This window comes from Brevibacillus sp. IT-7CA2, assembly GCF_949767855.1.
Taxonomy (GTDB): Bacteria; Bacillota; Bacilli; order Brevibacillales; family Brevibacillaceae; genus Brevibacillus.
Genome location: NZ_CATKQT010000033.1, coordinates 160,518 through 174,673 on the forward strand (window position 1 = coordinate 160,518; position 14,156 = coordinate 174,673).

15 protein-coding genes are annotated in these 14,156 nt (G+C 45.4%); 11 read left to right on the top strand and 4 right to left on the bottom strand.

The annotated features are described in order from the left end of the window. The first annotated feature begins 17 nt into the window (after positions 1 to 17). From ACM6JA_RS17380 to ACM6JA_RS17400, 5 genes are all read left to right on the top strand, one after another. Entirely contained in the window at positions 18 to 479 is a 462-nt protein-coding gene (locus ACM6JA_RS17380) for a tripartite tricarboxylate transporter TctB family protein (protein WP_414853328.1), read from the top strand. A gap of 12 nt (positions 480 to 491) precedes the next feature. After that, positions 492 to 2,015, top strand: a complete 1,524-nt coding sequence (locus tag ACM6JA_RS17385; protein ID WP_007722292.1) for a tripartite tricarboxylate transporter permease — start codon at positions 492 to 494, stop codon at positions 2,013 to 2,015. Between the two features lie 15 nt (positions 2,016 to 2,030). Next, positions 2,031 to 2,813 (top strand): class I SAM-dependent methyltransferase, encoded by a 783-nt coding sequence (locus ACM6JA_RS17390; protein WP_414853329.1) that lies wholly within the window; start codon positions 2,031 to 2,033, stop codon positions 2,811 to 2,813. A 234-nt stretch (positions 2,814 to 3,047) separates the two neighbouring features. Then, positions 3,048 to 3,500, top strand: coding sequence for an Lrp/AsnC family transcriptional regulator (locus ACM6JA_RS17395; RefSeq protein ID WP_106655871.1), 453 nt, complete (start codon positions 3,048 to 3,050; stop codon positions 3,498 to 3,500). 19 nt (positions 3,501 to 3,519) lie between these two features. Then, positions 3,520 to 4,485, top strand: coding sequence for an EamA family transporter (locus ACM6JA_RS17400; protein ID WP_414853330.1), 966 nt, complete (start codon positions 3,520 to 3,522; stop codon positions 4,483 to 4,485). A gap of 28 nt (positions 4,486 to 4,513) precedes the next feature. Here ACM6JA_RS17400 and ACM6JA_RS17405 read toward each other — a convergent pair whose 3' ends face one another. Beyond that, positions 4,514 to 5,233 carry a response regulator gene (locus ACM6JA_RS17405; protein ID WP_414853686.1) on the bottom strand — a complete coding sequence of 240 codons (720 nt, stop codon included), beginning with the start codon at positions 5,231 to 5,233 and terminating at the stop codon, positions 4,514 to 4,516. After that, complete coding sequence (locus tag ACM6JA_RS17410; protein ID WP_414853331.1) at positions 5,226 to 6,854, bottom strand: ATP-binding protein; 1,629 nt, start codon at positions 6,852 to 6,854, stop codon at positions 5,226 to 5,228. Before ACM6JA_RS17410 ends, ACM6JA_RS17405 begins: the two co-directional genes overlap by 8 nt. 266 nt (positions 6,855 to 7,120) lie before the next feature. Here ACM6JA_RS17410 and ACM6JA_RS17415 point away from each other — a divergent pair, with 266 nt between their 5' ends. From ACM6JA_RS17415 to ACM6JA_RS17440, 6 genes are all read left to right on the top strand, one after another. Then, on the top strand, positions 7,121 to 7,333 hold the full coding sequence (locus tag ACM6JA_RS17415) for a hypothetical protein (RefSeq protein WP_039960752.1): 213 nt from the start codon (positions 7,121 to 7,123) through the stop codon (positions 7,331 to 7,333). 545 nt (positions 7,334 to 7,878) lie between these two features. Further along, positions 7,879 to 8,865 (top strand): cytochrome aa3 quinol oxidase subunit II, encoded by a 987-nt coding sequence (gene qoxA, locus ACM6JA_RS17420; protein ID WP_173621307.1) that lies wholly within the window; start codon positions 7,879 to 7,881, stop codon positions 8,863 to 8,865. Between the two features lie 23 nt (positions 8,866 to 8,888). Next, positions 8,889 to 10,859, top strand: a complete 1,971-nt coding sequence (locus ACM6JA_RS17425; protein ID WP_007722307.1) for a cbb3-type cytochrome c oxidase subunit I — start codon at positions 8,889 to 8,891, stop codon at positions 10,857 to 10,859. Between the two features lie 2 nt (positions 10,860 to 10,861). Next, positions 10,862 to 11,470 carry a cytochrome o ubiquinol oxidase subunit III gene (cyoC, locus tag ACM6JA_RS17430; protein WP_048031550.1) on the top strand — a complete coding sequence of 203 codons (609 nt, stop codon included), beginning with the start codon at positions 10,862 to 10,864 and terminating at the stop codon, positions 11,468 to 11,470. Between the two features lies 1 nt (position 11,471). After that, positions 11,472 to 11,789 carry a cytochrome o ubiquinol oxidase subunit IV gene (gene cyoD, locus ACM6JA_RS17435; protein ID WP_007722316.1) on the top strand — a complete coding sequence of 106 codons (318 nt, stop codon included), beginning with the start codon at positions 11,472 to 11,474 and terminating at the stop codon, positions 11,787 to 11,789. Positions 11,790 to 11,985: 196 nt separating this feature from the next. Further along, complete coding sequence (locus tag ACM6JA_RS17440) at positions 11,986 to 12,516, top strand: GNAT family N-acetyltransferase (protein ID WP_414853332.1); 531 nt, start codon at positions 11,986 to 11,988, stop codon at positions 12,514 to 12,516. 61 nt (positions 12,517 to 12,577) lie between these two features. On the opposite strand, the gene ACM6JA_RS17445 is transcribed toward ACM6JA_RS17440, so the two are convergent. Both ACM6JA_RS17445 and ACM6JA_RS17450 read right to left on the bottom strand, forming a co-directional pair. Then, positions 12,578 to 13,108 (bottom strand): hypothetical protein, encoded by a 531-nt coding sequence (locus ACM6JA_RS17445; protein WP_414853333.1) that lies wholly within the window; start codon positions 13,106 to 13,108, stop codon positions 12,578 to 12,580. Positions 13,109 to 13,159: 51 nt separating this feature from the next. After that, positions 13,160 to 14,038: a YpjP family protein gene (locus ACM6JA_RS17450; RefSeq protein ID WP_414853334.1), complete on the bottom strand. Its 879-nt coding sequence runs from the start codon at positions 14,036 to 14,038 to the stop codon at positions 13,160 to 13,162. Positions 14,039 to 14,156 lie beyond the last annotated feature (118 nt).

Genomic DNA, 14,156 nt, shown 5'->3' on the forward strand with positions numbered 1-14,156 from the left:
AACAGGAGGGAACATACGTGAGCAAAACATTTGACCGCTTCGCCAGTCTGATTTTTCTCGTGTTGGGCGTAGCGTTTGTGGTCGGCAGCCAAAACATCTCGGCGAGCGCTTACGGTAGCAATGTCGGACCAAACATTTTTCCGATGGGACTTGGAAGTCTGCTGATCCTGCTCAGCCTGCGATTATTTTATGAGACGTTCAAATACAAGCAAGAGGGCGAGAAAGAGAAGCAAAAGCTCGATTACAAACGCTTCCTCATCATACTTGTCGCGGCCTTATTCTACGTATTGCTTTTAGAGGAAATCGGCTACGTGATCAGTACCTTCCTTTTCCTTTTAGTTGGATTTCAGACGATGCAGAAAGGGAAATGGCTCAACAGCGTGCTCATTTCCGGTGCGTTTTCATTCGGTGTCTACTTGTTGTACGTGGAAGTTCTCGATGGCACTTTGCCCGGTTTACCAACATGGTTAGGCTTGTAGGAGGTGGATGAAATGGGTGCGATTGACTATTTGCTGAACGGATTTGCCACTGCCCTGCAATGGCAAAATATCATCTTTGCGTTTGTCGGCGTCTTGATCGGGACAGTAGTCGGGGTATTGCCAGGGATTGGCCCAATCAGTGGCGTGGCCTTGTTGATTCCGGTGACAGCTTCGTTGACGAGTGGACTGCCGCCAGAAGCAGCGGCGACCAGCGCCATTATTTTGTTGGCAGGGGTTTACTACGGAGCGATGTACGGCGGCTCTACCACTTCGATTTTGTTGAATACACCTGGTGAGTCATCTTCTGTCGTTACCGTACTGGACGGATACCCGATGGCTAAGCAAGGAAGAGCGGGAGTCGCTCTCTCCATCGCTGCGATTGGTTCGTTTTTTGCAGGGCTTGTCTCGCTTATCGGTCTGGTATTTTTGGCAGAGCCACTCTCGGAAGTAGCACTCAAGCTCAGTCCGGCAGATGAGTTTTCGCTGATGATCTTGGGATTATGTGCACTAAGTGGGCTGGCAGGCAAGTCTGTGACCAAAGCATTGATGATGACGGTTTTTGGCTTATTGATCGCGACAATCGGGCTGGACAATGTATCCGGCGTGGCGCGTTTTACTTTTGATATGCCCGAGCTTTATTCCGGTTTGGAATTTTTGACGATCGCCGTAGGGGTATTTGCGCTTGGGGAAGTGTTCAAGACGATCCTTGAACGTGATGTGAATGAGGGGGAGATCGCCAAAATCTCCCGAATCATACCGACCAAGGAAGACTTGAAGGAAAGTGCTGGACCGATTCTCCGTGGATCACTTGTTGGATTCTTTAAAGGAATTGTTCCTGGTTCCGGTGCTACACTGGCCTCCTTCCTCGCTTATTTGCTGGAGAAGAAAATCAGTAAAACGCCTGAAAAATTCGGAAAAGGAGCAATCGCTGGGGTAGCGGCTCCAGAGTCGGCGAACAACGCAGCATCTGGCGGGGCGATGATCCCACTTCTGACCTTGGGGATTCCGGGTACTGGGACGACAGCGGTATTGATGGGTGCATTGATTATGTACAACGTGCAGCCAGGCCCACTCTTGTTTGAAGATCATCCGGACATTGCTTGGGGCTTGATCGCTAGTATGTTCATCGGAAACGTGATGCTCTTGATCCTCAATATGCCGCTCGTAAAGGTGTTTGCGAAGCTGATTGAGACGCCGCCTAAATATTTGATCCCGATGATCGTTGCCATTTCCGTGTTTGGTGTATACGCAGTCCGTGTCTCCGTTTTTGATCTGGTCTTGCTGCTCCTCTGTGGACTTGTGGGTTACTTTTTGGCGAAAAACGATTTCCCAATGGCACCACTCGTTCTTGGCTTGGTCTTGGGTCCGATGATTGAAAACAATTTGCGACGCGCTCTGACGACGTCCAATGGTGATTTTTCTATCTTTATTGAAAAGCCAGTATCGCTGGTGTTCCTCATCATTGCGGTTCTCTGGATCACCGTTCCCTTGATTATGAAAATGAGAGGGAAGAAAGTAATCGTGAACGAAGAATAGAGGAGGGCGATTCTCATGCGCGATGACAAAAAGATCAAAGAGGAAGTCAAACAGCAGTTCGGTGCGAATGCCGAAAAGTATGTGAACAGCCAGACACACGCTACGGGAGAGGATCTCGCTCTCCTGAATCCTTGGTTAAATCCTTCGCCTGATTGGGTGTTTCTCGATGTGGCAACGGGTGGCGGTCATCTTACCAAGGCAATCGCTCCACATGTCGGTCAAGTCTTTGCGACTGATTTGACACAGCCGATGCTTGCAGCGGCGCGAAACCATCTGAAATCTCACACTAGCAATGTCTTTTATGTGGTTGCGGATGCGGAAACACTGCCGTTTTTGAGTGAATCCTTTGATGCAGTCGGGTGCAGAATTGCGGCTCATCACTTTCCGAACCCAGAGGCGTTTGTAAAAGAAGTGGCCCGTGTCTTAAAGCCAGGTGGAAAATTCGTGTTGATCGACAATATCGCAGCAGAGGATGAAAAGCTCGATCGATTTGTGAATACGCTGGAAAAACTTCGGGATCACAGCCATGTACGAAGCTACTCACGCTCCGAATGGTTAGCATGGATAGAGCAAGAGGGACTGTTGGAGAGTCATTCGCGCATCCGTAAAAAGACGTTCCCGTATGCGATTTGGGTCAGACGTACGACTGAGACTGAGGAGCAGGTTGAGCAAGTAACCGCGCATATCACAAGCGCCGATGAGGAAATCCAGGCCTACTTTGCTGTAGGAAAAGAAGGAGAGCAAGTCGTTTCCATCCAAGTTGATGAGTGGATGGCGTTGTTTGAGAAACCAGAATGATAAGGACGATGCTGCTAAGCTGGTCCCCGCTTATAATCAAGCGGGGGCTTGTTCTTTTTTTATGGGTACCTAAGTAACGATTCGTAATGAGAAGGGGGCTTTCACGACGGTTTTGGGCATTATTTTTTTGGGATATCTTGCTCTGTATTTACTATTCGTTTGAATTCGGTCAATATAGAGTACGAATGGTCTATATGAAGGAAAATATGCTACTATAACCACAGGAGGTATGTGATGGATGAGGTTGACCTGAGAATTGTTCAATTGCTCGAGGAAAACGGTAGGATATCTCATGAGGAAATCAGCAAGCTGCTGCACATCTCGCGACCGGCTGTCCACCAACGGGTTGCCAAGCTTGAAAAGAATGGCGTTATCAAGGGATACCGTGGCATCATTGATTGGAGAAAATTAGAGCAAAGGCTGAAGGTATTGATCTTCGTCAAAGCAAGATGTCAGGACTTCAAGGAAATCACAGCAAAGATTGTGAACGTTCAGGTACCGAACGTGACCATCATCGAATGCCAGCGGCTCGCGGGAGAGTGGTGTATGATGCTAAAAGTACGTGCGACGGCACCGGAGGATATCACCAATCTGATCGATGAAATGGTTCAGTATGACGAAATACTGGAAACCTCCACGACCTTCATCTTGTCGACGATCTACGAGGATGGTTGGAAAGAAATTTGAAAACCAAGGTGGAAACACAATGACAGGAAAAAAAGATTCGAAATTATTTGTCGTTACGATTGCGTTGTTCGCGGTCTACCTGTTTTGGGGAGGCACTTATCTCGGAATGAAGATCGCCATTGAATCGATACCACCCTTTATTATGGCGGGTGCGCGATTTTTTCTAGCGGGATCGATCCTGTTCCTGATCGGGCGTTGGAAAGGGGCAGAGTTGCCCAGTGCTGCAGAATGGAGAGGGGCCGGAGTTGTTGGGGCGTTGCTGCTTCTCGGAGGTAACGGTGTAGTTGCATGGGCACAGCTCAAGGTACCGTCAGCAATCGCGTCCTTGTTGATCGCTACCGTTCCATTATGGATTCTTGCTTTTAACTGGATCGGTGGTAGCAAGCAAAAGCCAACAGTTGGAGTCATGGGAGGAATCCTGTTTGGCTTGGCGGGGATCGCAGTGCTGGTTGTCAATCCCGAGAGCACAGGCAATCAAGGGATCGATACCATCGGAATCTTTGCGCTCCTGTTTGCCTCAATCAGTTGGGCAGTGGGATCGTTGTATTCGCGAAAGGCAAAGCTCCCTGCATCACCGGTAATGGCGACGGCCTTGCAAATGATCATCGGAGGGAGTTTGCTGGGGATCACGTCGCTGTTTCTCGACGATTGGACGAAGCTGCACCTATCGGAGATCACCCTGCGTTCCTGGATTGCTTTTGGCTATTTAGTTGGATTTGGTTCCATTGTCGCCTACACAGCATACATTTGGCTTTTGAAAAATGCAGAGCCTTCCCTGGTCTCCACATACGCTTATGTGAACCCGATTGTCGCAGTATTTCTAGGCTGGCTGATCGCTGATGAGCAATTGACAAGCCAAACCTTGATTGCTGCTGTCATGATCATCGCATCCGTTGCCATCATCACGATGTTTCGGGAAAAGAGTCCAGGTGCAACACAACCGGTAGCAAGAAAAGAAAAAGGGAAGCTTCAGGTTCATAAATGAAGCTTCCCCTTCTTTTTGCTATCAGGCATTATTTGGCCGTTTTTTGCGGCACCCAGCGGTATTTTCGTTCCGGACGCCCGACGGTTCCATAGAACGTCTCGACAGTCACTTCATTAATAGAGACGAGAAATTCGAGGTATCTGCGCACGGTCGAATGGCTCATGCCAGCCAGTGCAGCCAAATCATCGGCATTCATGCTTTGGGTGGTCTCCTGCATTTTGTCCCTGATCAGCTTTAACGTCAGCTTGTCGATGCCTTTCGGGAGTGTGGTGACTGTCTCAACGGTTTTGGTAGCAGGAGTGTGTGCGGCTTTTGTAAACAGCTTGTCCACGGCTGTTTGATCAATGGTTGTATGCTGCTGCAGCTGGATTCTTGTATTTGCATATTGTTCCAAGGTAGACATGAATTTATCGATCATAATCGGCTTGATGATGTAGCTGTATGCCCCGCCACGTATCGCTTCTCTCACGGTTTCCACATCGTTTGCGGCTGTGATCATGACGACATCGATCCCGCGAAAATGCTTCCGAACTTCACGCAACAGGTCAATCCCATTCATATCCGGCAAATAAATGTCCAAGAGCAGAACATCCGGCGTAACGACGTGAAGCATCTCCAATGCCTGTTTTCCAGTCGTGGCCGTGGCAATAATCTGGAATCCTTCCAGTTTACTTGTGAATTGTTCATAGATTCTAGCTGCAATTTCGTCATCTTCCACGATCATGACGGTAATGGGTTTCTCAGACATCATGGATTGCCTCCTCTCTACTTGCTTTGTCCCATTTCTTGGGGACGACGACGGTGAAACGCGCTCCGCCAAGATCACTTTTTCCGAGTGAGATTTGCCCCTCTAATAGCTCGATGGCGTTTTTCACAATAGCCAAACCGAGTCCTCGATTTTCACCTGATTTCGTAGTGACACCGCTTTCAAAGATGCGTGGCTCCAATTCGTTTGATACCCCATGTCCATTGTCTTCGATGTCAAAAATGATATCGCCACCTAAATCAGTAAAGGATACGTGAACCATTGCGTCAGAGCCTTTGTATTCGAGGGCAGCTTCCATCGCGTTGTCGATCAAATTGCCGAGAATAGTGACCAATACCTTTGTATCCAAGCTGTCAGGTACATTTCCCAAATAGCTGTCCTGATCTATTTCGAGTAATACCTTCAGTTCTTTGGAGCGATTGATTTTCCCTAGCAGACAAGCTGCGATGAAGGGTTCTTTGACTGAACTCATAATGAAAGCGAGAATATCCTGCCGTTCTTTTACTTCATCGGTGATGAGTTCGATTGCTTTGTCGTACTCCTTTAGCTTGAGTAGACCGTAAATAGTGTTCAAACGATTTAAATATTCGTGATTTTGTGCACGCATATTGTCCGAAAAGGAACTGATCTTCGTAATTTCTTCGGTGAGCTGCTCGATTTCAGACTCTGGACGAAATGTGAAGACCACGCCTCTAATTTCATTATTGCTCAAAATAGGAGAGTAGTCGGTTATAAAAATTTCGTGCCCCAGCAAAATTTTGTAGTTCATTTCTTGCGTATTTCGATTGACAGAAAGAATGATGTCGCGCAATTGCGGGCTAGCGATCGATTTCCCTACGGTCAAATCCTCTTGGAGAAGGGAACGTGCGCGTTTATTCATCGAGACGACACGCCCTTGCATATCGACTGCTACCGTAGCATCGCGAATCGATTCAAGAATAGCTGCTTTTTCCGTAAACAAAAAGGAGATTTCTTCTGGCTCCAGACCAAAGATCAATCGCTTGACTCGTCTGGCAATGATAATAGCGCCAATAATTCCGATAACCAACAGCACCAAGGATAAGGAGACGACTCTTTCCTTGTATTCCGCGACCTTTTTCTCTACATCACTCATGACATAGCCGACAGAGGAGACGCCGATTGTTTCGCCTTTCTTGTTGACGATCGGTGTTTTCGCTTTGATGGCTGGACCTGAAATGCCTGTCCCCCGATAAATGACCGAGCGGTTTTCTAAAAAGACGGGGTCATTGCTGGTTCCCATCGGTAATCCAATCTGCTTTGGGTCGTAGTGAGAGTACCGAATACCGTCCTTGTTTCCAATCACCACATAGCTGGCGCCTGTTTCCATCCGAATGGTTTCGGCTATCGGTTGTATCACCTCGGAAGGATGATCGGTCTCGAAGGCTGCAATGATGCGTTCGTCCATGGCAGATAGCTTGGCGACCGTCATGGCTTGCTGTCCAATATATCGATCCAATATGTCATCTAATATGAAGGAAAATAAGGCAGTTCCTATTCCCATGCTGATCAGAACAACGATGGAAATGAGCAGAACCATTTGGGTCAAGAGGCTGATGCGGGCTTTTTTGGGTGTATGAACCATGGGCAAACCACCTTCGATGACAGTTCAAGATGTTAGGAATGTATGAAACCGTTTACTCCATTCATTATAACAATAACGCTTTCACATTTGTGACACAAAGTAAAAATGTAACAATGCGACAGCCAATAGGTTTACGAAAAAAGTTTTGACAAATTTTTTATAAAAAATTGAACAAAATATGAACAACAAGTGAATGTTATGTTACAATAAGAGCATCAAACAAAAACGGTCACGCAAAAAATCTATAATGATAGGGGTTTTGTGTTATGAATAACGATCGAAAAGCGGCGGATGTATTAAGATGGATGGCTTGGACAGTATTATTTGTCGGTGCTGTTATTATGGCTTTCACTGCAAGCGATTTCAGATCGCAGAACATGCCGTTGATGGTGTCGATCGGATTTTTGATCGCTGGTATGAATATCTTCATTATGAGCACGGTATTTCGCTTGATGACACTAAAAAGAACTGACGCCTGACAAAATAAAAATAGTCCTATAGAGAACCTCTCATTTTCTTCATTATTAATGAGAGGTTTTTTTATTTATACGGAATTTTGCCGTCAGCCAAATGCGCTGGCGTTTTTTTGATTTTTTTATTAAAAGTGAAAAGAAACCTTGACATTAAAGATTGGGTGAGATGACCAAAAATGGGTGCCGGACTTCATTAGAGGAGAATCCTAACAAGAATATGATCAACTCGTGAATGCTATGTGAACACTTTGTAACAGAAAAGCTACGAAATATTGAACGTCGTTAAAAACGAGTACAAAAGCTCGCCGACTCTGATAGTATGTATATGCGACGAATAGTGAAGTTCACTTGTGTTAAAAAACCTCTATTGTGAGGAACTCTCGAAAAGTGTAAATGCACGTTAAAAAAGAAGGTTTTCCAAAACCTCGTTCGAGACCTCTCCATAGAGAGTGACTGCACTATCGACATATGTGAGGCGAAGTTCACCTAAAAAGAACTGCGCTCTCAAAGTATTACATGCTTGTTGTTTGTGACTAGGAGGGATTAGGAGAATGAGCGGAGGAAAAATGCTGAGGCATATCCAGTTTTGGATCTTGGCAGTGTTGGGCACCGTTCTGCTGACAGGCTGTGGTAGCGAATACCTCGTCTTGAATCCAAAAGGACCTGTAGCAGAAACGCAGTACAATCTCATTATTATTTCCACGATATTGGTCGCTGTCATTATCGTTCCGGTTATTGCGCTTACCGCTTTCATTGTATACCGCTATCGGGATACACCGGGCAATAAAGCAAGTTATAAGCCGGAGTGGGCACACAGTACAACCCTAGAGGTAATTTGGTGGATTATTCCTATCGTTATCGTTGCATTGCTGGGTTACTTTACTGTCCGTGATATTTATTTGTTAAAAGAGAACCCAAATAAAGAAGTTGCCCCTATGACCATTCAGGTTACGGCATTGGACTGGAAATGGATGTTTACGTATCCAGAACAAAATATCGCAACGGTTAACCATCTGGAGATTCCAGCAGGCGTACCGATTCGCTTCCAGGTATCTGCTGATGCACCGATGAACTCTTTCTGGGTTCCAGAATTGGGTGGACAGATTTATGCGATGGCGGGAATGGCTACCGAGCTGTATCTGCAAGCAGATGAACCAGGTACATTCGCTGGATTTAGCTCCAACTTCTCTGGTGAAGGCTTCGCCAAAATGCAGTTTAATGTAGTGGCAAAACCGAAAGAAGAGTTCGATAACTGGGTCAAAGAAGTAAAAGGTACGACTCCAGCTATGACGAAGGCAGATTATGAAGAACTTCGCAAGCCTGGCGTGACAGATAAGTTTACGTATTCTGCATTCCCAGAAGGTATGTTTGAAGAGATTGTTGCCAAATATGGCCATGGTCACGATATGGACTATGTGATGGAGAAACCTCCTGCGCCTGCAGGTGACAAGTCTTCTAATGAGACTTCGCAAAATACGCAGCAAAAGACTGAATCGCACAACATGCCTGGAATGAATCATTCCAGTATGAACCACTAGGCGAGAGGGAGGAGGAATACCACGTGTGGGAGAACATTAAGGATTTTGCATCCACGTTCTTTGTAACAGGTGACCCGCTGATTTACGGTGCGGACGTATCGATTGTACTATCCATGGTTGCGATCGTATTCGTTCTGACTAAGTATAAAAAATGGGGTTGGCTATGGCGTGAATGGTTGACTACAGTTGACCATAAGCGTATTGGTATTATGTATTTGATCGCATCGCTTCTGATGCTGTTCCGCGGTGGGGTTGACGCCCTGCTGATGCGTTTGCAACTGGCATTCCCGAACGTAGAGTTCCTTAACTCGGATCACTATAATGCCATCTTTACGACTCATGGTACGATCATGATTTTGTTCATGGCGATGCCGATGATGTTTGCCTTGTTCAACATGGTAGTACCGCTTCAGCTCGGTGCTCGAGATGTAGCGTATCCGTTCTTGAACGCACTCAGCTTCTGGCTGTTTATGCTCGGTGCGATGCTGTTCAACATTTCGTTCGTAATCGGGGGCTCCCCGGACGCTGGTTGGTTGTCTTACCCGCCATTGTCACAAAATGAATTCAGCCCTGGACCAGGTCAGAACTTCTATATATGGGGGATTCAGATCTCCGGTATCGGTAGTTTGGCGACAGGGATTAACTTTATCGTAACGATTCTCAAAATGCGTGCACCTGGCATGAAGCTTTCCAAAATGCCATTGTTTAGCTGGTCCGTATTGTCCAGCTGCATTATGATTATCTTCGCTTTCCCAATCTTGACTGTAACACTTGCACTATTGTTCCTTGACCGTTTTGCAGGTGCTCACTTCTTCACGATGGACGGCGGCGGTAATCCGATGATGTACCTCAACCTCATCTGGATGTGGGGTCACCCTGAGGTATATATCGTAGTAGTACCAGCTTTCGGTATTTTCTCTGAAATCGTGGCTACGTTCTCACGTAAAAAGATTTTCGGTTACAAATCAATGGTTTGGGCGATGATGATCATTGCCGTTGTATCGTTCTTTACATGGGCTCACCACTTCTTCACGATGGGTACGAGCGCAAGTGTTATCGCCTTCTTTGCAATATCAACGATGATTGTTGGGATCCCGACCGGGGTTAAGGTCTTTAACTGGCTGTTTACAATGTACCGTGGTCGGATATCCTTTAAACAACCAATGCTGTGGACGATTGCCTTTATCCCGTGCTTCGTAATTGGTGGAGCGACAGGGGTAATGCTGGCAGTAGCTCCGGCAGACTATCAGTATCACAACAGTTACTTCTTGGTTGCCCACTTCCACCAAGTATTGATCGGTGGGGTAGTGTTCGGTTATCTGGCTGGTATTTACTACTGGTGGCCAAAACTGTTCGGTTTCAAGCTCGACGAGAAACTGGGCAAATGGGGCTTCTGGTTCTGGAATATTGGTTTCTACGTGTGCTTTATGCCGCAATACGCGCTCGGTTTCATGGGTATGACTCGCCGTTACTATACGTACGGTTGGGATCGCGGTTGGGCAGACATGAACTTGGTATCCACTGTTGGGGCATTCATGATGGGTATCGGTTTCATCTTCCAAGTATGGCAAATCGCTTACAGCATCAAGCATGGTGAGCGCGACACGACAGGCGATCCATGGAATGGTCGTACGTTGGAGTGGTCGATTCCGTCACCTGCACCGTTCTACAACTTTGCTGTTGTTCCACAAGTGAAAGAAATGGATGACTGGTGGGCAACAAAAGAAGCAAAAGCAAATGGCACCTATAAAGAACAACCGGCGAAACTGGAGCCGATTCATATGCCGAAGAACTCTGGAATTCCGTTTATCATGGCGAACTTCTGGTTCTTGGTGGGTTTTGGTTTCACATTTGGTTGGGTTTGGATGGCCGTCATTGGATTCATTGGAGTATTCGCATGCATGTGGGCACGCTCCTTCCAATACGACACGGATTATTACGTACCGGTGGAGGAAGTGCGTCGCACTGAGGCTTCACTGGGGAGGGTGGTGTAACGATGGCGCAGCATCATGACCATGGTCACGGCCACGACCACGACCATCATGAAGAGCATGAACAATTAAAGGTTCTTGGTTTTTGGATTTTCGTTGTAACAGACTGCGTACTGTTCGGTACATTGTTTGCAACATATGCGGTAATGATGAATAGCTTTGCTGGTGGACCAACTGGACAGGAATTGTTCCAGCTGCCAGGTGTTATTGCTTCAACCTTTATCTTGTTGACAAGTAGCTTTACCAGCGGTCTCGCTGTTCTGGCGATGAACAAAGGCAATGTCAAGCAGCTGATTGCTTGGCTGGCTGTAACTGGTCTTTTGGGACTTTCTTTCGTAGTGTTGGAAGTCACTGAGTTTATGCACTTGATCAGTGAAGGTGCAACTATGGGTACTAGCGGCTACTGGTCCGCTTTCTACACACTGGTTGGTACGCACGGATTGCACGTAACGCTTGGTTTGTTCTGGATGACTGCGTTGATCTTCCAGCTGAAGCGTCGTGGAATCACCGCGGTTACTCGCCGCAAAATTACCAACCTGAGCTTGTACTGGCACTTCCTTGACGTTGTGTGGATCTTCCTCTTCACAGTCGTTTACTTGATGGGGGTGATGTAAGGTGGCACAACATCAAAACCATGGCGGACATCATAGTCACGGATCGATGAAAGAGTACGTGATCGGTTTTATCCTGTCGATCGTGCTCACCATTATCCCACTCGTGCTGGTCATGAACCCGATTTTGAGTAAAACGGCGACCATGATCACGATCTTGGTAATGGCGCTCTTGCAGTTCGTAGTTCAGTTGGTCTTCTTCATGCACATCCGCGAAGGAGAAAAACCACGCTACAACGTACAGACATTGATTCTCGGACTTGTGTTTGTATTTACAATCATTGCAGGTTCCCTCTGGATCATGTTGTTTAACAAATATTAATCAGTTAAGAGTGTGGCACAGGCGATTCGTTGCTTGTGCCGCGTTTTTTTTGTTTATAATTTGTAGCTGTAGTGGAGGGAAGAAGCGCATTTCGTCAACCAATGGAAGTAATTCAAGAAGGTGAAAACTGGTAACAGCCTCTTCTTGCAGCTATAATAGAAAGAATTTTACGCCAAATATGCAAAGGAGTGAGACGATGGCTGGGCAACTGTATTTAATGAAGCCTTGTGCAGAACTTCAAGCAGAGTATATTTCCTTTTACGAAGAGTGGAAAGAAAGTGGAGAGCCTATCGTACCGTGGGTGGTGGATCGGGAGCCTTATGATTTTCCTGCGTATCTGGAATTTCTAGAGAGTGAGAGCAGCGAGGAAAATCTTGCGGATGGCTATGTTCCTCATTCGACGTATTGGCTCATAAATGAAGAGCAGCGCATAGTGGGGGCGGTGAATATTCGGCATCGTCTCAACGAGCGTTTACGAAAATACAGCGGGCACATCGGATATGGAATCCGGCCTTCCGAGAGACGCAAAGGATATGCGACGGAAATTTTAGCGCAAGCTCTAAACATCACGAGTGAGCTGGGGATAAACGAAGTATTGGTGATTTGTGATTATGATAATGTTGCATCGGAAAAAACGATTCGGAAGAACGGGGGCGTCTTTGAGTCGGAATGTACAGACGAGGATGGACTGGTCATTCGCCGCTTCTGGATTACGCGACCTTCGTAAAAGAAAAGGGTTATCTCAACGTCAGTTTACAAGACGTGTGAGATAGCCCTTTCCCTATTTATTAATCTACCTCGTATGCAATCAACTTGCGAACCCATTGCTCCATCTCGTCAAGTATATAGTCCGGGGGTGGAGTTTTTCCGTCTTTTTTTGGTAGAGTGAGCCATTGTAATGGTTTTGGGACATGGCAGATTTTCTCAAGCAGTTGTATCCCCTGATGTTCACTAATGATATCTCGTAAAAAGATTACCATTTTTTTGTCTAACGTATGGATTAGCTTTCCTTCATATTCTGCATCAGAGATAGTGACAGAAGGGTGCCCGTGCCTCTCAATTCCCCCTAATACTTCAACCCATACAAAATCGTACAATTGGGAAAGCTCAGCTTCAAGGAGATCGGGATCTTTAATGGGTACCTGTTCTGTGGAAGAAAAGGGACGATTTAGAAAAATCTCTGGGTCCATCTCCATATAGTCTAATACTACCTTACAAGATGCAGCTTGTTTGTTTTCATGGGTGTATAAAATCTCGTCGATTCTTTCTAAATCCAATTTTTTACCAATCAAAAAACCTATTCGCAGTTCGATTGTCATTCACTCCTTAATCAAAGAAGAGAAAATCTGGCTAACTAAACTACCACTTCATTAATCTTCTCCCCAATGCTCTGGAAATTGATTTTTTCTGGTAATTTGAGTCTGACCATGATGCCACTTAAAATTATCATCTTTTTTATGCCAATGAAAGTCTATGCTTTTACCTCTATCTACTCTTTTCATATGGAATCTCAATAAGTCTTTTCCCGTCCTCTTGTCAATAATATCAAAAACTTTTTCTCCTTGGATAATGCTATTTCTAGCATTCTTGGACTCTGGACCGTCATAATCAATATCGCCACCATATTGCTCGTGCAAGGCTTCAACTTCTGCCCATAGTTCAGGCTCTATTCTCTCCTCAAATTCGTCATAAGCCATTCTCTGTATTTTCTTCCCCATTTTTTTCTTGACTGCTTCTTTAAGAGCGAGTCTTAAGAGAATTGGTAATATGGTAGCTTGGACCTTTTCTTCGTTTCTTAAGCTTGAGTTACTTTGCAACAGCAGAACTTCTGTTATTTCAGGTAAAACCAAATGATTATCAGCTATTTGCTCTTTTACGCCATTAACTAATTTGTTCAGCTCTTTTTCATCATCTTGACTGGTGGAAAAATACTCCTCCAAATCTCTTTTCAAATCATCTTCAAGTGAAGTCTTTTCTAAAAATGCCTCTCGAAGATTCTTGTCGAATTTCATACCTTTTAGAACAAGGTCTAGGTTGTCGAAAGTATCGGTAAGTGATTTTTCAAGATCATCTTTGTCTTCTGACATGACCTCACTTGAAAATTCGTATTGAAGCATTTCATTCACGGATGATTTGGTTAATACATCAGTTTCTGCAGCAAAACTAGAGGTAAGAACAGTGCTGAATAGCATCATTGAGGCAAGAGAGGTTAAAAACAATCTTTTTCCTTTTTTAATAAAATCAATCATTTTAATCCTCCTATTTCAAATATTTACCAATTAATAAGATAATATAAACTTATGATTATATCAATTGCTTTTTGAATATTTTGTTCGAAGCTAAAAATCACTGGATAAACTAGTTAAA